Origin of the sequence: Pantoea sp. C2G6 (assembly GCF_051336815.1) — a bacterium.
Lineage (GTDB): Bacteria > Pseudomonadota > Gammaproteobacteria > Enterobacterales > Enterobacteriaceae > Pantoea.
Genome location: NZ_JBGMNJ010000045.1, coordinates 1 through 341 on the forward strand (window position 1 = coordinate 1; position 341 = coordinate 341).

General features: G+C 60.4%; 1 pseudogene. It reads right to left on the reverse strand.

Features of this window, described 5'->3' with window-relative positions:
- A pseudogene (locus tag ACCW71_RS20580) lies at positions 1–341 on the reverse strand (type VI secretion system contractile sheath large subunit); the annotation flags it as partial.

Consider the following 341-nt stretch of genomic DNA (forward strand, 5'->3'; position numbering starts at 1 on the left):
CAGGTGCTTTCGGTGCGCTGAAACTCGTCATGGTGCATCACCGCGTCAAGCTGGCGGCTGATCTGGTAATCCAGTTCAGCGATGTGGTGGTCAATCAGGGTTTTGTCCAGCTTCTCGACCTTTGAGCCCGCCTTGGTCAGGCACTCCAGAAACACCTGCATCCCGGCGGTGACGCGCTCGTCGGCGGTCGCATCCGACATCGCCTGCGCGTCCTGCCAGCTATCCAGCGCGCTGAGCTGCGAGACCGGGTTCAGATTAATTTTCTCAAACAGCGAGGCGTAAACCCCGCCGGCCGCCGGGCGTTCCAGTACCACGTTTTCGCCACCCGCACTGCTTTCATT